This window comes from Vibrio sp. 11986-1-5, assembly GCF_963878025.1.
Lineage (GTDB): Bacteria > Pseudomonadota > Gammaproteobacteria > Enterobacterales > Vibrionaceae > Vibrio > Vibrio injensis.
In genome coordinates, this window is sequence record NZ_CAWNVW010000052.1 from 212,764 (window position 1) to 234,166 (window position 21,403).

A 21,403-nucleotide genomic window follows, 5' to 3' on the forward strand; every position below is an offset into this window, starting at 1 on the left:
CAGTGGTCGTATAATTTATTAAGCGGCATTTAAGCTTGGTAAGTGGTTTTTAATAAAACGTTACAATGGTTAACGAAGGTGGATAGGTGACTTATGAAAAAATGGATAATGGCTTTACTATTGTTAACAATGTTTGGTTGTGCCAGCAGCGATGATCAACTCGCCGCGAAAGGAGATTGGTATCAAATCGGTTATAACGATGGCATTGCTGGAAATTTACAACGCTCTTATCAAACGCTATCTCAATTAGGTAATGCCAAGCATGCTGATTATGAACGTGGTTATCTAGACGGTGTTCAAGAATACTGCAACCCTAACTTTGCCTATCAGATGGGGCTTAGTGGGCAATATTACGAAGGCGTTTGCGAGGGGACTGAGCAAGCCCATAAGTTTCGCATGGAATGGCAGCGCGGTTGGCGAGAATACAACCGCTGATGTTCTGCCATGTTCGTTTGTTTAAGGTAAGTAAATTACGCCTAACGAAGTGCTTCGTTTAGCGCCGGTGACTTCCGGTAAGTTGCTCGGTAAATCATGGATCCGTCGCTGGGCTAACCAAGCAAAAGCCATGGCTTCCATATAATCACCATCGACGCCTTTCGCTTGAGTAGGAGCCACCAACCAAGTGGGTAAATTGGTTTGTAAGCGCTCCATTAACAAGGGGTTTTGTGCCCCTCCACCGCAGACTAATAACTGTGGTGTAGCTCCTTGAGCATACTGATTCACTTGTTCACTAATGGTTTGTGCGGTGAGTTCGCATAATGTACGTTGAACATCTTGCTGGTTTACGCTTAATCCCGCCAATTTGCTTTCAAGCCAAGCGAGATTAAACCATTCCCTACCGGTACTTTTGGGCGCAGGTTGTGAAAAGTAAGTATCTTGTTTTAATCGCTGCAAGAGGGGGAAATCTACCTTCCCTTGTCGAGCCCATTGACCATTTTCGTCATAAGCTCGACCAGTGTGCTGCGCGCACCAATAATCCATTAGCACATTGCCAGGCCCTGTATCGTAGCCGATGACACGCTTATCAGTGGTGAGTACTGAGATATTAGCAATGCCACCAATGTTAAGAACGACGAGAGTTGAATCGGTGGCATTAAAAATGGTTTGGTGAAAAGCCGGGACCAGCGGAGCTCCTTGACCACCCAATGCGATATCTTTACGTCGAAAATCGGCTACGGTGGTGATCCCAGTACGGGTAGCAAGAATGTTCGCATCGCCCAACTGAATGGTAAATGGTGTTTCTCCCGTAGGTTGATGAAAGACGGTTTGCCCATGATTACCAATCGCCGTGATTTGCTCTGGGCGATAACCACTGCGCGCCAGTAATTGTTCTACTGCGTGTGCGTATAGATGACCCAGTTGATGATCCAATTGACCAATCTCGTGTAAGTTGGTGGGCTGGCCTAAGCAAATATTCAACAAGCGCTGCTTGATAGATTCTGGCATCGGTAAACTATCGTGTGCTAATAGTTTGATGGTATTACCAGTAAGGGAGACTAACGCACTGTCGACGCCATCCATACTGGTGCCAGACATGATGCCAATATACAGTTCAGTATTATCCACAAGCGACTCCGATCGTTATACGATTTGCCAAGTGATTGATAAGATAAACGACATTGTAATTGAAAAACTACCTGAATAACTTTACTCGCTATGCTAATTTGCATTTTTATTGCTCGTATCACGCTAACGACACGAGCATGGCGTCGATAATACTCTCAACTTTCTCATTGTATAAGGAGCCAACATGGGACCGCTATGGCTTGATGTCGCTGGTTATGAATTGACAGCGGAAGACCGTGAAATTCTCGCTCACCCTACGGTAGGAGGCGTCATACTGTTTGCTCGTAACTATCATGATAACCAACAGTTAATTGCTCTTAATCACGCTATTCGTCAAGCGGCTAAACGGCCAATATTGATTGGAGTTGATCAAGAAGGGGGACGAGTACAGCGTTTTCGTGATGGTTTTAGTCCAATTCCTGCAGCGCAATACTACGCACAATCGGCTGATGGTGAAGTGTTGGCGTATCGTGGTGGTTGGTTAATGGCTGCTGAACTGATTGCCCATGATATTGATCTCAGCTTCGCCCCAGTATTAGACAAAGGTTTTGATTGCCGAGCGATTGGTAATCGAGCTTTTGGTGATGATGTGAAGAGTGTACTGACCTATAGCGGAGCTTACCTGCGTGGCATGAAAGCGGTCGGGATGGCTACCACAGGGAAGCATTTTCCTGGGCATGGTGCGGTGCTGGCAGACTCACACCTTGAAACGCCACTCGATGAACGTGACTCGATTGCTGATGATATGACCATTTTTAACGCTCATATCGAGCAAGGTCTTCTGGATGCGATGATGCCTGCCCATGTGATTTATCCTCATTATGATCCACAACCAGCCAGTGGCTCGGCTTATTGGTTAAAGCAAGTACTGCGTCAACAGCTCGGTTTTCAAGGGATTGTCTTTTCTGATGATTTAAGTATGGAAGGGGCGGCAGTGATGGGCGGTCCAGCACAACGTGCACAGCAGTCTTTAGCGGCGGGATGCGACATGATTTTGATGTGTAATCGACGCGAATCGGCGGTTGAGGTGCTGGATAATCTACCGATCAGTGAAGTACCACAAGCATTATCCTTATTGAAAAAGCAGAGTTTTACTTATCGTGAGCTACAGTCTTCATCAGAGTGGCAGCAAGCGTCTTTGGCAATGCGCCGTTTGGTTGAGGCTTCTGCTTAACTTTAGCGTGGCAATAGGATTCTCTCATCAATAAATTGGGGCTAATAAAACCCCAATTTCTCTTTGAGTTCTTTTAAAAAACGGCGGCTTACTGGGACGATGTAGCCTGAACGGGTGATGATCTCGGCAAGACCGTTGTCTAATAATTTGATCTCTTTGATGGCTTTGAGATTGATCAGATATTGACGATGACAACGTAGCAGCGGCGTTTTTTCTTCTAGGACTTTTAACGTCAATTGACTACTGGCTCGCTGCTGCGCGGTTTGCACGTGCACTCCGGCAATATCACTACAAGCAAATTCGATCTCTCCCGTTGGGATGATCATGATTCGATTGAGGCCGATACACGGAACTTGATCAAGCTGATTGGGGGCGAGAATCGAGTAATCTGGTGTTTTCACTACGCTACGTTGTAAACGTTGGATAGTTTTTTCAAGCCGCGTTGGATCGACCGGTTTAAGTAAATAATCAAAGGCGTTATCTTCAAAGGCTTGTAGTGCATATTGATCATAGGCAGTCACGAAAACCACCTTGGGCATGGTGTCAGGATCGAGCATTGCGAGCAGATCTATTCCAGTAATTTGAGGCATTTGAATATCCAAAAAAACCACATCGGGTTTGTGTTGATTGATTTTTTTCAGTCCCTCAATCGCATTATTCGCTTCACCAATTACCTGCATGTTGCCATTTTCATTCAGTAATTCAATGAGTTCCTCTCGGGCCAAACACTCATCATCAATGACTAAAGCTGATAACGTTACCATCCCTTAAGTTCCTCTTGGTTGATTGGGAATAAGAAAGCTCATTCGCGTGCAATGGTTCGGCTCAACGTCAATTTTAAGCGTTGCTGAGTGGCCAAACTGATGGATTAAGCGTTTATCGACAATGTGCATTCCTAAACCATCGTGATCGTGTTGTGGCGTTTGATAACTACCGGCATTATCTTCCACCACTATGCGCTGACCCGCAGGTTCGGCGAGATTATAGATGCGTATTTTACCGCCTTCGAGCAGATTAGATACCCCATGTTTAATCGCATTTTCCACTAAGGGCTGCAAAGTAAAACTCGGTAATTGACGGCTCAATAGCGGTTCGTCGATCGTAATCTCAACTTCTAAACGATCGCTAAAACGTGCTTTTTCAATGGTTAAATAGGCATTCACGTGCGCGAGCTCGTCTTGCAAGGTGACCGTTTCAACATTTTGCTTGAGATTGCTGCGGAAAAACTGCGAAAGATGCTGAATAAGATCGCGAGCTTTAGCTGGATCACGCCGGATCACGGCGCTAATCGTATTGAGTGCATTGAATAAAAAATGTGGGTTGACTTGAGCTTGCAGTAACTTGATTTCAGCTCGTGAGAGAAGAATTTGTTTCGCTTGATATTCCCCATACAGAATTTGGCTTGAGAGTAATTGAGCAATACCTTGGCCCATTGAGACATTAATGGTTGAAAACAATTTACGTTTCGGTTCGTAGAGTTTGATGGTGCCGATCACTCGATCGCCAGCTCGTAGTGGAATAATCAATGCTGAGCCCAATTTACAGCTTGCCGATAATGAGCATTGATAGGGATGCTCTTTACCATCAAGATAAATGATCGCATTACGATTTATGGCGTCTAAAGTGCTTTGTGAAGATATCGCGGTATTCGGTCGATGGTGATCATCACCAACGCCGACAAAAGCGAGGATCTTGTCGCAATCGGTAATTGAAACGGCACCGACATTGGTTTGTTCATAAACAATACGAGCAATTTTATGGGCATTTTCAGGGGTAAAACCTGCCGCTAAAATTCCAACCGAACGTTCGGCGATGTTTAATGCTCGGCGAGAAAAAGTCGCGGAATACTCATCAAAAATAGTTTTCCTATCTTGCAAAATACTCATAAACAATGCCGCTCCTACTGAGTTGGCAATGATCATCGGCGCAGCAATCGCAGACACGAGGTGATAAGCCTCACTAAATGGCTTAGCAATCAGTAAGATCAAGGCCATCTGCACAATTTCAGCGACAAAGGTAATGCCAAACACCACACTGGGGCTAAACAGTAAATGGCGTTTGCCTCGTTTGAGTAAATAGGCATGAAACACGCCACCAATCAGCCCTTCGGCGGTGGTCGAAATAGCGCAAGCAAGATCGGTAAACCCACCAAGAGAATAACGGTGCAGACCTCCTGTTAACCCGACAGCAAAACCAATCAGCGGCCCACCAAATAATCCGCCCATGACCGCACCAATCGCTCGCGTGTTGGCTATCGCATCATCAATGTGTAACCCGAAGTAGGTGCCCATAATGCAAAATAGTGAAAACAACACATAAACGGTCATTTTATGACTAAAATGCCCAGAAATGTTGAGTAACGGTAGAAAGATTGGTGTTTTACTTAGCATATAAGCCAAGACTAAGTAGACACACATTTGTTGTAGTAGTGAGAGGATCAGTTCCATCAAGGTTTGCGCCTAGTCATCGATAGCCAAAACCGCTATTTTAAGTAACTTGAAGGCAATAAAATACGTTTGTTGAGTCCATTACTTTTCCAACGCTATTTTTCATTTGGTGTGTATCTTTAAGTTTACATTATTTGTTTTTTTAAATTTACACTTGCAATGTTTTTTTAGCCTGTTATTTTGTGTTTAGTTGAGTTTTGTTAGCCAAATACATTTTTGGTGTAAATTAAAGATTACAGGTGTAGCAATGAAAAAAAGTGATTTAAGTGACATTAATATTGTTGATGAACAGGTCTTAATCACCCCTGATGCATTAAAAGCTAAACTACCATTAAGTGAAAAAGCCAGACTGTCGATTCGACAATCTCGGCAAACCATCGCCGATATTATCCATAAACGTGATCACCGTTTATTGGTGGTTTGTGGCCCTTGTTCTATTCATGATATTCAAGCCGCAAAAGAGTATGCTAAACGTCTACAGGTATTGGCGACTGAGCTGAGCGATCAACTGTATATTGTGATGCGAGTTTACTTTGAGAAGCCACGCACCACGGTTGGCTGGAAAGGTCTGATTAATGACCCGCATCTTGATGGATCGTTTGATATTGAGCATGGCTTACATGTTGGCCGTCAATTATTGGTAGATTTAGCGGAGATGGGCATGCCACTTGCGACAGAAGCGCTGGATCCGATCAGTCCGCAATATTTAGCTGATACCTTCAGCTGGGCTGCGATTGGCGCTCGGACGACGGAATCACAAACTCACCGTGAGATGGCCAGTGGTCTTTCTATGCCGATTGGCTTTAAAAATGGTACCGATGGTAGCTTATCGACGGCGATCAACGCGATGCAAGCAGCGTCATCAAGCCACCGTTTCATGGGCATTAATCGTGAAGGGCAAGTGGCTCTTTTAACCACACAAGGCAATATGAATGGCCATGTGATTCTACGTGGTGGCAAACAAACCAATTACGATTCCGTTTCGGTCGCTGAGTGTGAACAACAATTAACTGGTTTTGGATTGGAGGCGGCATTGATGGTTGATTGCAGTCATGCCAACTCGCGTAAAGATTATCGTCGTCAGCCATTGGTGGCAGAAGATGTGATTCATCAAATTCGCGAAGGAAACCGTTCAATCATCGGTGTGATGATTGAAAGTCACTTAAACGAAGGGAATCAATCAGCGGAGCTACCTAAATCGCAAATGCAATACGGAGTGTCGATCACTGATGCATGCATTGATTGGCAAACGACAGAACAATTATTGCGTCATGCTCACCAGGCGCTGGTGCCTTTTTTAGCAGACCGCTGTAAATCGTAGATAAAGGAACAACGATGGCTGAAGAGTTGAATGCATTACGAGAACAAATCGACGCATTGGATAAACAGATGATTGATTTACTGGCTCGCCGTTTAGCGTTAGTTGAGCAAGTCGGAGAAGTCAAAAGCCGTTACGGATTACCGATTTATGTCCCAGAACGGGAAGCGAGTATGCTGGCGTCGCGCCGTACTGAAGCTGAAGCGCAAGGTGTGCCACCACAATTAATCGAAGATATTTTACGCCGAACAATGCGCGAGTCTTACGCCAGTGAGAAAGACTCAGGTTTTAAATGTTTAAAGCCTGAATTACGCTCAGTGGTGATCATCGGTGGTCATGGCCAACTTGGCCGCCTGTTCGCTCGTATGTTTGAGTTATCCGGTTATCAGATCAAAGTGCTGGGTAGCCAAGATTGGCATCGCGCCGATGAACTCTTACATGATGCGGGTTTAGTCGTGGTAACGGTACCGATAGATTTGACTGTTGGTGTGATTGAGAAACTCAATCAACTCCCTTCCGATTGTATTTTATGTGATTTAACGTCAATTAAATCGAAGCCGCTGGCGGCCATGTTGAAGGTTCATTCTGGTCCTGTCGTTGGCTTGCACCCGATGTTTGGCCCCGATGTCCCAAGCTTAGCAAAGCAAGTCATCGTGTATTGTGATGGCCGAGGAGTGGAGCAGTATCAATGGCTGCTGGACCAATTTGCGATTTGGGGAGCAAGTTTATGTGCCATTGATGCCCAAGAGCACGACCAAGGCATGACCTTAATTCAAGCATTACGCCATTTCACTTCATTTGTTTACGGTGTGCATTTAAGTAAAGTCAATCCCAATATTGAGCAATTGCTTAAATTAAGCTCACCGATTTACCGCCTCGAATTGGCGATGGTCGGGCGTTTGTTTGGACAAGATCCTAACTTGTATGCGGATATTATTTTATCTTCACAAGAGAATATTGAAATGATTGGCCGTTTTCAGGATAGTTTGGAACAAGCGGTCAGCTTGCTTAAACAAGGTGATAAACCAAGTTTTGTTAGCCAATTTAATCAAGTGAGCGATTGGTTTGGCGACTATTCTCAGCAGTTTATGCAAGAGAGTCAGCACTTACTTAAACATGCCAGTGATGCATGGCAACGTTGAGAAACGCTATGGAGCCTCAGTCACTAAATGTTCTAAATCGCGGTGCAAAAGTTCGTCATCACCGATATTGAGTTCTACTAAGCGTTTTAAATGGGCGATACTCTCTAAATCAATATGAACCATCTTGATATGTAGAATACGCTCATTTTGCCGCACCAATTGTCCGCTTAAACGAATCGTGATCTCGCTTTCCGGCAGGGTAAACGCCACGTCTACTAACTGATCGCTATCTAAATTGGGTTCATCGACGGCCCACAAGAGTAAACCTCGTAAAGAGAGATCGTGGATACAAGTACTGAGCAGCAGATCGCCTTGTTGTAATGTTGCTGGTGCTTGGTAAAGAATGCGTGAAAACTGTCGACGTTCGATCATAAGTCCTACAATTGCGTAATGAGTACGCATTAAGCATAGCAGAGTACAGGTGTCTTAACTCGAATTTGGCGCACGAAATAAGGTTTTGTGCAGAGTAAAAAAGCTACCCGAAGGTAGCTTTAATCTAAGCAACGGATTATTTACTGATCCGTTTGTACTTAATACGGTGTGGTTCAGCCGCTTGAGCGCCAAGCGTGCGTTTTAGCCATTCCATATATTCAGTATAGTTACCTTCATAGAAGTTCACTTTGCCCTCATCTCGATAGTCAAGGATATGAGTGGCAATACGGTCAAGGAACCAACGGTCATGGGAGATAACCATGGCACAGCCAGGGAACTCTAATAAGGCTTCTTCTAGTGCGCGTAGGGTTTCAACATCTAAGTCGTTGGTTGGTTCATCGAGGAGTAGGACGTTGCCGCCAGCTTTCAATAACTTAGCCAAATGGACGCGGTTACGCTCCCCCCCAGACAGCTCACCAATGATTTTTTGCTGATCATTACCTTTAAAGTTGAAGCGAGAGCAGTACGCTCGTGCTGGGATTTCAAAGTTATTGATCTTGATGATATCCGCGCCTTCAGAGATCTCTTGGAAGACGGTTTTTTTGTCATCCATGCTGTCACGGAACTGATCGACCGAAGCCAATTTAACCGTTTCACCTAACTCAATGGTCCCTGAATCGGGCTGCTCTACGCCACTGAGCATTTTAAATAAGGTTGATTTACCGGCACCGTTAGCACCGACAATACCGACGATCGCACCTTTCGGCATACTGAACGACAGATTATCAATCAGCACGCGATCACCAAACGATTTGGTTAGGTTGTTAACCTCCAGCACTTTATCACCAAGACGCTCACCAGGTGGGATGAACAATTCATTGGTTTCGTTACGTTTTTGGTATTGACCGGTGGTCATCTCTTCAAAGCGAGCCATCCGCGCTTTAGACTTAGCTTGACGACCTTTTGGATTTTGGCGAACCCATTCTAGCTCTTTCTCAATGGTTTTCTGACGGGCGCTTTCCCCGGCTTTTTCTTGTTTCAAACGTTCATCTTTTTGTTCTAGCCAAGAAGTGTAGTTACCTTGCCACGGAATACCTTCACCACGGTCCAGTTCTAAAATCCAACCAGCAGCGTTGTCGAGGAAGTAACGGTCGTGAGTAATCGCGACTACGGTTCCGCTATAGTCCACCAAGAAGTGCTCAAGCCAAGCTACGGATTCTGCGTCTAAGTGGTTGGTTGGCTCATCGAGCAGTAGCATATCAGGCTTTTCAAGCAGCAAACGACAAATTGCCACACGGCGGCGCTCACCTCCTGATAGAGTGGCGATTTTGGCATCCCATTCAGGCAGACGTAAAGCGTCAGCCGCGCGCTCAAGAGCGGCTTCTAAATTATGACCATCTTTGGCTTGGATCAGGGCTTCTAATTCGCCTTGTTCTTTGGCTAGGGCATCGAAGTCTGCGTCTGGTTCAGCATAAGCGGCGTAGACTTCATCAAGCCGTTTGAGCGCATGGGCGACATCGGCTACGGCCTCTTCAACCACTTCACGGACGGTTTTATTTTCATCCAACACCGGCTCTTGGGGAAGGTACCCCACATTTAAGCCTGGTTGCGGACGAGCTTCGCCGTCAAAATCTTGATCAATCCCCGCCATAATGCGTAGCAGGGTTGATTTACCGGAGCCATTGAGGCCAAGCACGCCGATCTTAGCACCAGGAAAAAAGCTTAATGAAATATCTTTGAGGATTTGACGCTTAGGAGGCACAACTTTGCTCACCCGCGACATGGTATAGACGTATTCAGCCATTGCCGATCATTCCTAATCTTTCAAACAGAACAAAGCTATCATTCTATATCAAAGCGGATACTTTTGTTACTCGTCGGCCAGTTATTTTGCTTGGTTTACCTTTTGTTATGAATGAACCAAACCGCAATATTTTGAATAAAGTCAAGTGCAATAAGTTGATTACTATTTTTTCTTACTATTGACTTCAAGTTTACATCTTACACCTTTACATTTAGCTATGGAGTCTGCGTAATAAAGTGAATTGGGAAAGTGAAATAGAAGGGATCATCGCAATGGGGTATAGGGTTTTATTGCAACGACATAAACCGATGTCGTCAACGCTGCTCGGCTGTGCTTTGATCGGTGCTATAAGTTTTAGTGGCTCAGGGGTGGGCAAAACCTTAGATTTAGAAGCGCAACGGGAATTGTATGAACAAGCACACCAATGGTTAGATAATAAAGATGTTGCACGTTTCAAAAAAGCGCGTAGACAGATAGCCGATTATCCATTGACGCCGTATCTCGATTATCGGAGCTTTTTGATTGATTTAGGTGATAAATCTCCGATTGTAGTGCGTAATTTTATCGATAGTCATAAAACTTTTCCTTTTTCAAATCGGATCAGTGCACCTTATTTTGATGCTTTAGCGAGTCAGGGAAAGTGGGCTGAGATATTGAAGTTTTCTCCGAATGAACCTAATGGAGAAACGTATCGCTGTCATTATTATCATGCCAAATTAAAAACCGGGCGCTACAAAGAAGCTTTCATTGGTGCTAAAGCGCTGTGGCAAAGTGGCGCAAGTGTTTCTTCGGCTTGCGATCCGCTCTTCACGGTGTGGGAGCAGCAAGGTGGCTTGACGGATAGTCTAGTTTTACAACGTATGCTATTGGCTTTTGAAGGGCGAAATCGGCCATTAATGCGTCATTTAGCCAGTAAGCTGAATGGTAAACCGACACATGCAGAAGCATTGGCAATGATCGGTTTATACGATAAACCTGAAACGGTGGTGAGTTTTATTTCACAGTATCGAGATAAAACCTTGTTGTATCGTCAGGTGGAGCTGGCGTTAGAAAAAGCAGCGAGAGCCGATGCTATTCAAGCTCAACGGTTATGGGTATTTGTAGATAAACAGCTCGATTGGTCTGATTCGTTACGTGCTCGGACTGGGCAATATATCGCTTTGCGTATGATGAATGTCGAACCACCAGAGCTTCAACAATGGCGCGACAGCATGATTATGGCTAGCGATAATACCCATTTAATTGAAACTCGAATACGTTTAGCGTTGCGCAGTATGGATTGGAAGGGAATAGCTAAGTGGATAGAGCAATTACCCGCAGAAGATAAAGCCTCAACACGTTGGCAATATTGGTTGGCACGTAGCGAATTACAAGCAGGGCAAATGGAACAGGGATTAAAAAGAATGCGTAGCTTACTCGGGCAACGTAATTTCTATAGTGTTGCTGCGGCGGAAGCATTGCAGCAATCGATTCAATATCCAAGTTCGACCCTTTCTTTAAATCGCCAGTTGATTAAACCTTATCAAACGGAGCTTATTCGTATTGGTGAGCTGATTGAGCGCGATAAAATCGCCGCAGCGAAGAGTGAATGGAATTGGCTATTACAGCGAGTAGAACAGCCCAGCAAAGAAATGCTCGCTGTGTATGCTGCCACACAACATTGGTATCATTTAACGGTCCGCGCGACGATATCGGCTAATTTATGGGATAACACTCAGTTACGTTTTCCTCTCGCTCATCAATGGTGGTTCAATTTTTATGGAGAGAAACATGGTATTGATCCGATTACCTTGATGTCGTTGGCGAGGCAAGAAAGTGCGATGGATATCGAAGCGCGTTCTCCTGTTGGTGCTCGGGGCATTATGCAAGTCATGCCGACAACAGCTCGCTATACCGCGCAAAAATATCGCTTAAGTTATCAACATGAAGATGAGCTTTTCCAAGTCGGTAAAAATATCGAAATTGGCAGTCATTATCTGAATGATTTATTGGCGAGATACAATAACAATCGTATTTTAGCTTTTGCTGCTTACAATGCAGGCCCTAGTCGAGTGGATCGTTGGCGAGAGCAGACTCAAGGACAGTTAGATGCCTATGCCTTTATTGAAGCCATTCCGTTTCGTGAAACCAGAGGTTACATTCAAAACGTATTGATGTTTGAAACTTACTATCGCGATGTTATGGGAGTGAGTGGCCGGTTTTTAACGGAGAATGAGTTGCAGACTATGTATTGATTCCCGCTCAGTCTGCTCTACAATACGGAGTATGTATCACTTAACGAGTACAAGCATGTCCACACAACCTGAGTACAGCGACTGGAGCGAATTATTAACCTTAGTACAACAAGCAGTTTCACGTGATCAGCATGAGATGTTGTTGACCATGTTGATGACGCCTGATGAACGAGAGGTATTAGTTGCACGAGTTAATATTCTCTGTGAGTTACTGAAAGGGGAGTTATCTCAACGACAAATGAGCCAACTTCTAGGAGTGGGCGTGGCGACCATTACTCGTGGGTCCAATGAGCTTAAATCACGTTCATTAACAGAGCGTGAAGCTTTGGCAGCGTTATTACTGAAGTAGCGCGATTTATTACTTGCCGTGATATGAATCATTTCACAGTAAACCAGAAAAAAACTTTTTATTTTATTAAGTTAAGCTTGTACTTATTTGTTTATACCGCATAAGTACAAGCTTAGCCTTAACCTATCAACTACTTTTTCAGATTGTTATCCGCAGATAAAAACAAATCAGGGTTCAAAAATGGTACTAGTGCTAGGATAAGTGCCTGATGATAAACTGAACTGCGAGTTAAGTGATGCTGAGTGAGCAAACTTATCGCTCCTCCTTTTTGTTTGATGTTATCAGTACCAAATACTTCATCCATAATCTCACCAAGTTCGTTGTTGGCGTGTAAACGTTGGTTAATGGCAGGAGGTAACATTAAGCTGGCAGAACGAGACTCTCCATATTGTTCGCCTGATTTGATGATCATCCAGGCAAACGTCATCCCCTGCTCAATGCCTGCCTCTAATCCCACATAAAAATCGGCTCCTGGATAAGCTTGCTCTGCATGGTGTACTCGATTCAGGGCGCCTTGCTTTGTTTCTTTATCGCTCATTGGTTGGGCGGCTACACCACTATCTACAGTCACGCCTTGTAACTGCAGCGTATACTTAGGAAATAATTGCTCAAAAGCGCTTTTGACGGCGTTAATTTTGGCAGGATTAAGTGAGGCAACAATGATATGAATAACGGTTTGATTGGATGACATGTCGTGGTTCTCTTTGTTTCTTAGTCGATATACTCTAGCTAACTGAAGTTGCTCTGGTTTGCTTGCTCCAATCACCGCGTTACTCGTGTTTATTGGAGTTCACCTTTATCTACTGCAACTTCAAGCCGTTTAGCTATCGATTGATCTGCGATGTTTTTAGGCTTGGGTCAATTTAACCTGAGTAGGTTTAATATTTTCAATAGGATAACAACCAAGGACCTTTAAATGTTTGGTCAGCTTGGTCAACTCACCGAGTGCTTTTTGCATCTCGTCTGAATCCAGATGAGCTTGCAAGTCGACATAGAACATCTCTTCCCACGGATTACCCATGATCGGTCTGGATTCTAGTTTAGTCATGTTGATCCCATAACGCTGGAGTACCAACAGTGTTGCGACCAACGAGCCTGCTTCTTGTGCCGTAGACATGATCAAGGTGGTTTTTGCTGGAATTTGAGTTGAAACTTCAATTGGTTTACGGGCCACAACAATAAACCGAGTATGGTTTTCTGTTTGGTTCGCGATATTGGTTTGAATCGATTGCAAACCATACAATTTGCCACTTGTCGCATTGCCAATAGCCGCTACATCATTACGTTGCATTTGTTGCACTTTTTTCATCGCATCAGCAGTACTGGCGCAGGTTTCTAGTTTTACGCCTTTTAAGCGACTTAAAAACTCACTGCATTGTTGATGTGGCTGTGGATGAGAATAAAGAATTTTTAGCTCTTCCAAGCGAATATCTTGTGTCGCGACCAAGCAGTGTTCTATCGGTTGAGTGATTTCTCCAACGATGTAAAGGGTAGTATGTTGAAGTAAGTCATACACTTCATTAATCGAGCCGGAGCTGGTGTTTTCAATCGGTAAAACACCATAATCAGCATGGCCAGATTCAACGGTTTTGGTAATGTCTCTAAACTGTTCGCAATTGAGCTCAATAAGTTCAGTATTTTTGCGGCTGAAATATTCTCGAGTTGCAAGATGTGAATAAGAGCCTTTCGCACCGAGAAAAGCAACTCTAGCTAATGGCTTGCGGTTTTGTGGGTTGGCTAGGTTCTGTAAGTAAGCTTGCTGTAGTAATACGGAGTCTTCGATAATCGTATGAAACAGTTTGGTAATATATGGGGCATCTAATTGATAATCCTGTTTACCGATTTGAATTAACTTAACCAATAGTTGCTGCTCTCGAACGGGGTCGCGTACGGGCTTTGATGTTTGTACTTTACTTTTGGCGACGTCGATACTGAGTTGACGACGTTCGGAAAACAACTTCAACAATTGATTATCAATAGTATTTAATCGGTCACGAATCTCTTCTAGTGACAATTCGGGGGTGGTCATAACTAAATCCTTATAAAAAAACCTCCCGATGGGAGGCTTTCTGTCTGTTCGTTTTTGACTTATTTTCTTTAAACGAGCAAGCCTCCAAGGTTATTGGAGAAAAAAGAAGTCAAAAATAAACAGCCTATGAGAGTTTAACATCGGTGATGATTACCTTAACGATTGAATGGACACAATAAGCAAGCCAGTAAACAGCGTCAAGCAAAAAAATAGCGCCCTAAGGCGCTAAATGGATAAGAGGGGAAGACTACTCTTCAACTTCTACAATTTCAGGTTTCTCGGTGCGCCGAGCATCAGGTTTATGACGCAATTTATTGAGCTGTCTCTCTAATTTTTGTTCAACTTCATTGATAGCGGCGTAGAGATCCTCGTGAATCGCAGAGGCGACTAATTGACCTTTGGGGATAGTGACCGTCGCTTCAAATTTTTTCTGTTTATTGGGTTGTTCACTAAAGCTTGCTTGGCAACCAGTGATATCGACTTGCCATTTTTCGAGCTTTTTAAATTTACTCTCAATGTAGCTACGGATTGCAGAGGTGATTTCAATGTTTTTACCAGTGATGTTCATTTGCATAGTGTTTTTCCTCTGTTGCATCCCTTATGAGTTAACTTCAGATTACAGGTTTGCAGATAAAATAATGTGATATTGATCACTATTTTGTTGGGTGTTGAGATGCTTGAGAGTAAACGTGATCTTTCGCAAAGAGTAGTAGGAATAGTCGATAAAAAAACTTGTCATTATTAGAGAAAACGCTAAATTGATAAGCGGAGTCACTAAATATCATCGCTGTTTTAGTGCTTTGTTACGGCCTGAAAAAAGACCGTTCTCCTTTTCTCAACACCTCGTCTTTTCATTACTGAAATTTGTATAAATTTTCTATTTCTAGCCATAGTTTCCCCACTCACATTATCGATTAATGTTCATGGGGATGGTTTATTCAGATAGTTTAATCATGCTGCTTAAGGGCGGGCGTTCAATTGCATGAGCTGTTTCGTTCGTTCGGCTGCATCAGTCAATCCCAACTGTTGATAGGCTTTTAGCTGAATGGATAAAGATTTACGTGCTGCTTCAGTACCAGGATAGGTTTTCTGTAGTTCTTGAGCTCGATTAATCGCAGCGATCCAAGCTTCACGACGTAAATAGAAATCAGCCGTCGCTAGGTCATATTCAGCTAAACGATTTTTCAAAGCTATCATGCGTTGTTGTGCATCATTTGCGTACAAACTGTTTGGGTAACGCTCAAGTAGGCGCTTAAAGTCTGCAAAAGCGGCTTTTACCGGTTCTGGATCACGATCACTACGGTCAATATTGAATAGATCGTGCATGAAGTTTCGATCTTGGGCCATATGGGTTAAGCCGCGCATGTACAGAACCCAATCCATTTTTTCGTGAGTGGGATTGAGTCGAATAAAGCGTTCGATGGTGGCAAGCCCTAAAGCGAGATCATCATTTTTATAGTAAGCGTAAATCAAGTCCAGTTGAACCTGCTCCGAATATGCGCCGAATGGATAACGAGAGTCTAGCGCTTCTAACTTACTAATAGCGGTTAACCAGTTACCGCTTTGCAACGAGCTTTGAGCATCGCTGTACAACTCCGCGGGTGGAACGTCAGGGACAATCTCTTCTTTACTTGAACAGCCAACTAATAAAGATAATGCGAGTAAGCCTGATAAAGTTTGGTATTTCATGTCAGGGTTAGGTTCCTTGCAATAAAGCTTCTATACTTGGAGCGAGCTTGCTCCGTAAATCGTTTCGTTACTTTCCGATCAGTAACAGATACAATGAAAACATATTTTTCCACACTCGTGGCTATTAGTCTCACGGTTTTTAAAAAAGTTCGATATGGCTCAGCAGATTGAATTAACTCAAACAGTAAAAGAAAGCCAGCTTGGTCAGCGTTTAGATCAAGCGGTAGCAGAATTATTTGTCGATTTTTCCCGCTCTCGTCTTAAAGAGTGGCTATTAGATGGCAAAATTACAGTCAATGGCACGGTGGTCACTAAACCACGGACCAAAGTGATGGGAGGAGAGTGCATTACCGTTCTGGCCGAGTTAGAAGATGAACAACGCTGGGAAGCGCAAGATATTCCATTGAATATCGTTTATGAAGATGACGATATTCTGGTGATCAATAAACCCAGAGATTTTGTCGTTCATCCGGGGGCGGGAACGCCAGATCGTACTGTATTAAATGCTTTACTCTTTCATTATCCACCGATTGCCGAAGTGCCACGTGCAGGTATTGTGCATCGTCTTGATAAAGATACGACGGGTTTAATGGTGGTCGCGAAGACAGTACCAGCACAAACGCGTTTGGTCAGAGATTTACAAAAACGTAATATTACTCGTGAATATGAAGCGATTGCGATCGGTAAAATGACCGCAGGTGGCATGATCGATAAACCAATCGGTCGTCACTCAACAAAGCGTACCTTGATGGCAGTGAATCAAATGGGCAAGCCAGCGGTCACGCATTATCGTGTCGCAGAACATTTTCGTGAACACACCAGAATTCGTTTGCGTTTAGAAACTGGCCGAACTCACCAAATTCGAGTGCATATGGCTTACCTGCAACATCCATTGTTAGGCGACAGTGCTTACGGTGGTCGAGCTCGTATTCCTAAAGGAGCAACCCCTGAACTTACGGAAATGATCCGAGCTTTTGATAGACAAGCATTGCACGCTGTAATGTTAAAGTTTGAACATCCGATCACTGGCGAAGAGCTTGAGTTTCATGCTCCTGTGCCCGACGATATGGTTATTATGACTGAAGCGCTACGTGAAGATGCTAAACTAAATTATTCGCAAGAGTATTAAACTATGTCGGTGATCATTCCTAATTGGCCAGCGCCTAACAATGTGAAAGCATTTTGTTCAACCCGTGATGGTGGATTTTCTCTTCCGCCTTACGATGGTTTGAATGTTGGCATGCATGTTGGGGATGATCCCGCGACTGTGGCAAAAAATCGCGATTGGCTGCAACAATATTGTCAGATGCCATCAGCGCCTATCTGGCTTAATCAAACACATTCAACTCGAGTGATTGCAGTTAACCAGCCTAGTGATGATGTATTAGATGCTGATGGTATTGTCACATCGACTCCGCATGTTGTTTGTTCTGCCATGACTGCTGATTGTTTACCTGTATTGATTACTAATACGCAAGGCAGCCAAGTTGCCGCAGTTCATGCTGGGTGGCGAGGATTAGCGGGAGGGATTGTAGAACAGGCACTAGACAAATTCTCTGATGATGTTGTGGTCTGGCTTGGCCCAGCCATCGGCCCTGAAGTTTTTGAGGTTGGTGACGAAGTTAGGCAGGCTTTTTGCGATTATGATAGTGATGCGCAAAGGGCTTTTTCAGCAACATCAAATGATGGTAAATGGCTAGCTGACATTGCCCAGCTCGCGCAATTGCGTTTAGCTAAAATCGGTGTTGAACAGGTAGTTAATAGTCATTTATGTACTTATCAACATGATCAGCAATTTTATTCGTACCGCCGCGATGGCGTAACAGGCCGACAGGCTTGCTTCATCTGGATTGAATAGTCGATATAACATAGTGTTGGATCGTCATTAAAGCTTCACATTTAACTTAGCTATCTTTTCTATTGTTGGAAAAATGGTTGCTTATCAGTTTTTAAACTCTTCGTTTACAGCCTTATCTTTAGGATGTTTTTTGTTCATAAAGTTCTCCCTTATGACTTGAAATCTCCCCTCTATGTAACCATGTTCTTTATGTGATTAGTTTCTCTTGAACGAGATTAGGAAGGTGGTTATGCGTCTTGATAGATTTACCAGTAAATTTCAAATAGCCATTTCTGATGCGCAGTCTTTGGCTCTAGGCCGTGATCATCAGTATATCGAGCCAGTTCATCTAATGGTGGCACTGCTCGACCAAAATGGCAGTCCTATTCGTCCTTTATTAACCATGTTGAATGTTGACGTGGCACAACTACGCTCAAAGTTAGGCGAAATGCTCGATAAGCTCCCTAAAGTGAGTGGGATTGGTGGTGATGTTCAGCTCTCTGGTGCTTTGGGTACGCTATTTAATCTCTGTGATAAAGTGGCGCAAAAACGTCAAGATGCGTACATCTCTTCTGAAATATTTTTGCTAGCAGCAATCGAAGATAAAGGCCCTCTTGGTCAATTATTAAAAGAAATCGGGCTAAGTGAGAAAAAACTCTCAGCGGCGATTGAAACAATCCGTGGTGGACAAAAAGTTAACGATCCTAATGCCGAAGAGCTTCGTCAAGCTTTGGAGAAATTTACTATTGATCTGACTGAGCGAGCCGAGCAAGGTAAATTGGACCCGGTAATAGGTCGTGACGATGAAATTCGCCGTACCATTCAAGTATTGCAACGGCGCACGAAAAATAACCCAGTGATCATTGGTGAACCTGGTGTTGGTAAAACCGCCATTGTCGAAGGTTTAGCGCAGCGAATTATTAATAATGAGGTCCCAGAAGGTTTGCGTGGTCGACGGGTACTTTCTCTCGATATGGGCGCTTTAGTCGCAGGAGCTAAATATCGCGGTGAATTTGAAGAGCGTTTAAAATCTGTACTGAACGAGCTGGCTAAAGAAGAAGGTAATGTCATCTTATTTATTGATGAATTGCATACTATGGTCGGCGCGGGTAAAGGCGAAGGCTCGATGGATGCTGGGAATATGCTCAAACCAGCTCTAGCGCGTGGAGAGTTACATTGCGTTGGCGCAACAACACTCGATGAGTATCGCCAGTATATTGAAAAAGATCCGGCATTGGAGCGTCGTTTCCAAAAAGTCTTAGTGGATGAACCGAGCGTTGAAGATACGGTGGCGATTCTGCGAGGGTTAAAAGAGCGCTATGAGTTGCATCATCATGTTGAGATTACCGATCCTGCGATTGTTGCTGCGGCAACACTGTCACATCGTTATATCTCCGATCGTCAATTACCGGATAAAGCGATCGATTTAATTGATGAAGCCGCTTCGAGTATTCGTATCCAAATTGATTCAAAACCGGAAGTGCTTGATAAATTGGAACGAAAAATTATCCAATTGAAGATTGAACAGCAAGCATTAAGCAATGAACACGATGATGCGAGCGAAAAGCGTTTAGCCATTATTAATGATGAGTTAAAAGAAAAAGAGCGTGAGTACTCGGAGTTAGAAGAAGTTTGGAATACCGAAAAAGCGGCGCTGTCGGGAACGCAACACATTAAATCTGCATTGGAGCAGGCGCGTTTAGATTTAGAAGTGGCAAGACGTGCTGGTGATTTAAACCGCATGTCTGAGTTGCAATATGGACGAATTCCAGAGTTAGAAAAGCAACTGGATTTAGCGACTCAAGCAGAGATGCAAGAAATGACGTTGTTGCGTAATAAAGTCACTGACGAAGAAATTGCGGAAGTATTATCAAAGCAGACGGGTATTCCTGTTGCGAAAATGCTGGAGGCTGAAAAAGAGAAACTGTTGCAGATGGAAACGTTTTTACACCAACGTGTCATCGGCCAGTCAGAAGCGGTTGAGGTGGTTGCTGATGCAATTCGTCGTAGTCGGGCTGGATTATCGGATCCTAACCGCCCAATAGGTTCTTTTTTATTCTTAGGTCCAACGGGCGTAGGGAAAACCGAGCTTTGTAAAACGCTGGCTAATTTCATGTTCGATAGTGAAGATGCCATGGTGCGTATTGATATGTCTGAATTTATGGAAAAACACTCAGTGGCTCGTCTCGTTGGTGCGCCTCCTGGTTATGTGGGCTACGAAGAGGGCGGTTACTTGACCGAAGCGGTGCGGCGTAAACCTTATTCAGTATTGTTATTGGACGAGGTTGAGAAAGCGCATCCGGATGTGTTCAATATTTTATTGCAAGTGCTCGATGATGGTCGATTAACCGATGGTCAAGGTCGAACCGTTGATTTTCGTAACACAGTAGTGATCATGACCTCGAATTTGGGGTCATCTCGCATCCAAGAAAACTTTGCTCATTTGGACTATCAGACAATGAAAGAGCAAGTTATGGAAGTAGTGAGCAAACATTTTCGTCCCGAGTTTTTAAACCGGATTGATGAAAGTGTGGTGTTCCATCCATTAGCTCAAGAGCAAATTAAATCTATTGCCTTTATTCAGTTAGAGCGTTTACGTCAACGTTTAGCGGATAAAGATTACGGATTAATTGTTAGTGATGAGGCGTTAGAACTTGTTGCTCACATTGGATTTGATCCCGTGTATGGTGCAAGACCGTTAAAACGTGCTATTCAGCAAACAATAGAGAATCCGTTAGCAAAATCGATGTTATCAGGGCAATTTATTCCTGGTGCACCCATCTATCTCGATGTTAAAGAGGGTGATATCGTCGCGCATCAATAGCTCCTTGCCCATGAAGGCTATGTCACAGGCATAGCCTTCTTTGTTTATTGTCCAAGGTCGAAATCAATCAATTAGTAGGATGAATTCGGCTTTTTGATGGTTTATTGAGCGCTTAATTCGCTGGTGTGCATTTTTATTGTTTTTACTATTGCCAACCTGAATTTAACCCCTATAATGCACCCTCACTGACACGGCAGACGCCGCAAGGCTTCAGGCAGTGTTAGTTGAGGGAAAGCTTCTAAAAAAGAAAATTTGAAAAAATGTTTGACTCTTCAAATTAACTCGCTAGAATTCACCTCCGCTTCGAAGCTCAATGAAGTTTCCAAGCCAAGCTCTTTAACAATTTAAACCAATCAATCTGTGTGGGCACTCGTTGATGATAATCAAAATGCTTAGCAATAAGTACTTCGGTATCAATGAACTGAGTGACCAATTGATAGCGCTTTTAGCACTATCGGCACAGTCAATTCATTATCGTTCTGTTGGAACGATAATAGCTTTGAATTACTTATGGTAGTTTAAAGTCAGTATTCATTGAGCCACAAAAAACTTAAATTGAAGAGTTTGATCATGGCTCAGATTGAACGCTGGCGGCAGGCCTAACACATGCAAGTCGAG

At 43.7% G+C, this 21,403-nt stretch carries 18 protein-coding genes, 1 rRNA gene and 1 other annotated feature; of the genes, 10 read left to right on the plus strand and 9 right to left on the minus strand.

Annotated features, from left to right (window positions below):
- Positions 1-93: 93 nt before the first annotated feature.
- On the plus strand, positions 94-435 hold the full coding sequence (locus AACS00_RS15070; RefSeq protein ID WP_072671331.1) for a DUF2799 domain-containing protein: 342 nt from the start codon (positions 94-96) through the stop codon (positions 433-435).
- Between the two features lie 21 nt (positions 436-456).
- Here the strand turns inward: AACS00_RS15070 and AACS00_RS15075 are convergent, their stop codons facing one another.
- Positions 457-1,566 (minus strand): anhydro-N-acetylmuramic acid kinase, encoded by a 1,110-nt coding sequence (locus AACS00_RS15075; protein WP_072671330.1) that lies wholly within the window; start codon positions 1,564-1,566, stop codon positions 457-459.
- A 184-nt stretch (positions 1,567-1,750) separates the two neighbouring features.
- Here AACS00_RS15075 and nagZ point away from each other — a divergent pair, with 184 nt between their 5' ends.
- Positions 1,751-2,740, plus strand: a complete 990-nt coding sequence (nagZ, locus tag AACS00_RS15080) for a beta-N-acetylhexosaminidase (RefSeq protein WP_110167872.1) — start codon at positions 1,751-1,753, stop codon at positions 2,738-2,740.
- Positions 2,741-2,781: 41 nt separating this feature from the next.
- Here the strand turns inward: nagZ and btsR are convergent, their stop codons facing one another.
- Both btsR and AACS00_RS15090 read right to left on the minus strand, forming a co-directional pair.
- Positions 2,782-3,504 (minus strand): two-component system response regulator BtsR, encoded by a 723-nt coding sequence (gene btsR, locus AACS00_RS15085; RefSeq protein WP_004394117.1) that lies wholly within the window; start codon positions 3,502-3,504, stop codon positions 2,782-2,784.
- Between the two features lie 3 nt (positions 3,505-3,507).
- Positions 3,508-5,187: a sensor histidine kinase gene (locus AACS00_RS15090; protein ID WP_110167873.1), complete on the minus strand. Its 1,680-nt coding sequence runs from the start codon at positions 5,185-5,187 to the stop codon at positions 3,508-3,510.
- Between the two features lie 247 nt (positions 5,188-5,434).
- Between AACS00_RS15090 and AACS00_RS15095 the strand changes: the two genes are divergently transcribed.
- On the plus strand, positions 5,435-6,508 hold the full coding sequence (locus AACS00_RS15095) for a 3-deoxy-7-phosphoheptulonate synthase (RefSeq protein ID WP_072671327.1): 1,074 nt from the start codon (positions 5,435-5,437) through the stop codon (positions 6,506-6,508).
- A gap of 14 nt (positions 6,509-6,522) precedes the next feature.
- Entirely contained in the window at positions 6,523-7,647 is a 1,125-nt protein-coding gene (tyrA, locus tag AACS00_RS15100) for a bifunctional chorismate mutase/prephenate dehydrogenase (protein WP_072671326.1), read from the plus strand.
- A gap of 6 nt (positions 7,648-7,653) precedes the next feature.
- On the opposite strand, the gene AACS00_RS15105 is transcribed toward tyrA, so the two are convergent.
- Positions 7,654-8,019, minus strand: coding sequence for a PilZ domain-containing protein (locus AACS00_RS15105; RefSeq protein WP_072671325.1), 366 nt, complete (start codon positions 8,017-8,019; stop codon positions 7,654-7,656).
- Positions 8,020-8,155: 136 nt separating this feature from the next.
- A complete protein-coding gene (ettA, locus tag AACS00_RS15110) occupies positions 8,156-9,823 on the minus strand; it encodes an energy-dependent translational throttle protein EttA (RefSeq protein WP_072671324.1) in 1,668 nt (555 codons plus the stop codon).
- A gap of 272 nt (positions 9,824-10,095) precedes the next feature.
- Here ettA and AACS00_RS15115 point away from each other — a divergent pair, with 272 nt between their 5' ends.
- The gene (locus tag AACS00_RS15115) at positions 10,096-12,057 is read left to right on the plus strand and encodes a transglycosylase SLT domain-containing protein (protein WP_110167874.1); all 1,962 of its coding nucleotides are present in this window, start codon (positions 10,096-10,098) and stop codon (positions 12,055-12,057) included.
- A 55-nt stretch (positions 12,058-12,112) separates the two neighbouring features.
- On the plus strand, positions 12,113-12,406 hold the full coding sequence (trpR, locus tag AACS00_RS15120; protein WP_219968424.1) for a trp operon repressor: 294 nt from the start codon (positions 12,113-12,115) through the stop codon (positions 12,404-12,406).
- Positions 12,407-12,536: 130 nt separating this feature from the next.
- On the opposite strand, the gene yjjX is transcribed toward trpR, so the two are convergent.
- The 4 genes from yjjX to AACS00_RS15140 all read right to left on the minus strand — a co-directional run bounded on the left by yjjX (position 12,537) and on the right by AACS00_RS15140 (position 16,124).
- A complete protein-coding gene (yjjX, locus tag AACS00_RS15125; RefSeq protein WP_110167876.1) occupies positions 12,537-13,097 on the minus strand; it encodes an inosine/xanthosine triphosphatase in 561 nt (186 codons plus the stop codon).
- Positions 13,098-13,253: 156 nt separating this feature from the next.
- A complete protein-coding gene (pheA, locus tag AACS00_RS15130) occupies positions 13,254-14,435 on the minus strand; it encodes a prephenate dehydratase (protein WP_072671320.1) in 1,182 nt (393 codons plus the stop codon).
- A gap of 11 nt (positions 14,436-14,446) precedes the next feature.
- Positions 14,447-14,571: a sequence feature (Phe leader region), on the minus strand.
- A gap of 111 nt (positions 14,572-14,682) precedes the next feature.
- Positions 14,683-15,009 carry a ribosome hibernation-promoting factor, HPF/YfiA family gene (hpf, locus tag AACS00_RS15135; protein ID WP_004394106.1) on the minus strand — a complete coding sequence of 109 codons (327 nt, stop codon included), beginning with the start codon at positions 15,007-15,009 and terminating at the stop codon, positions 14,683-14,685.
- Between the two features lie 386 nt (positions 15,010-15,395).
- On the minus strand, positions 15,396-16,124 hold the full coding sequence (locus tag AACS00_RS15140; protein WP_110167877.1) for an outer membrane protein assembly factor BamD: 729 nt from the start codon (positions 16,122-16,124) through the stop codon (positions 15,396-15,398).
- Positions 16,125-16,278: 154 nt separating this feature from the next.
- On the opposite strand from AACS00_RS15140, the gene rluD reads away from it, so the two are divergent.
- From rluD to AACS00_RS15160, 4 genes are all read left to right on the plus strand, one after another.
- On the plus strand, positions 16,279-17,253 hold the full coding sequence (gene rluD / locus AACS00_RS15145; protein ID WP_004394104.1) for a 23S rRNA pseudouridine(1911/1915/1917) synthase RluD: 975 nt from the start codon (positions 16,279-16,281) through the stop codon (positions 17,251-17,253).
- A 3-nt stretch (positions 17,254-17,256) separates the two neighbouring features.
- Positions 17,257-17,982, plus strand: a complete 726-nt coding sequence (pgeF, locus tag AACS00_RS15150; RefSeq protein ID WP_110167878.1) for a peptidoglycan editing factor PgeF — start codon at positions 17,257-17,259, stop codon at positions 17,980-17,982.
- Positions 17,983-18,211: 229 nt separating this feature from the next.
- Positions 18,212-20,785: an ATP-dependent chaperone ClpB gene (gene clpB / locus AACS00_RS15155; RefSeq protein ID WP_110167879.1), complete on the plus strand. Its 2,574-nt coding sequence runs from the start codon at positions 18,212-18,214 to the stop codon at positions 20,783-20,785.
- A gap of 552 nt (positions 20,786-21,337) precedes the next feature.
- Positions 21,338-21,403: ribosomal RNA gene (locus AACS00_RS15160) — 16S ribosomal RNA — on the plus strand; the annotation flags it as partial.